1 protein-coding gene is annotated in these 664 nt (G+C 32.7%); it reads left to right on the top strand.

All coding sequences use genetic code 11. From position 1 onward, the window contains the following. A partial coding sequence (locus AC1DOS_RS20450) for an HAD hydrolase-like protein (RefSeq protein ID WP_477538951.1) occupies positions 1-615 on the top strand: 615 nt, incomplete at its 5' end. Positions 616-664 lie beyond the last annotated feature (49 nt).

Raw genomic sequence — 664 nt, 5'->3', positions numbered from 1 at the left:
GATGGAACCCTATTTCAAACAAATTTAATTCTAGAACCTGCCCTAGAAGAAACATTTGATGTACTACGAAAAGAAAATCTATGGGATACAAAAACACCGCTAGAACAATATAGAAAAATTATGGGTGTACCTCTACCAGTTGTATGGGAAACACTTTGTCCAAACCACTCACTAGAAATACGAGAAAAAAGCAATGAGATTTTTCATAAAAAGCTTATAGAACTAATCAAAGCACAAAAAGGTGCTTTATATGTTGATGTGGAGAGAACATTAAATGAGTTAAGTAAAAAGCACCCCTTATTTATTGCTAGCAATGGACAGATAGAATACTTACAAGCAATTGTAGAAACTTATAATTTGGATAGATTTATTCAACATACATACAGTATCCAACTGATGAAATCTGGGCATAAATCAGATTTAGTAAAAATGGTAAAAAAAGAAAAACAACTGGGAGAAGGCTACGTTGTCGGGGACCGTTCTTCAGATATAACTGCTGCCAAGGATAATGATCTTATTGCTATTGGTGTGAACTTTGATTTTGCTCAAGAAGATGAATTAAAACAAGCAGATTTTGTTGTGAATAATTTCAAAGAAATCTTAGAGTTAGTTTGAAAAGGAGTTTTTCTATTCTAGGGGGAAATAAGAATGAAAAGATTAACGG

This window comes from Paenisporosarcina sp. P5_A11 (assembly GCF_056400705.1).
The sequence above is the reverse complement of the archived record's forward strand: the minus strand, read 5'-3'. Positions and strand labels throughout refer to the sequence as shown.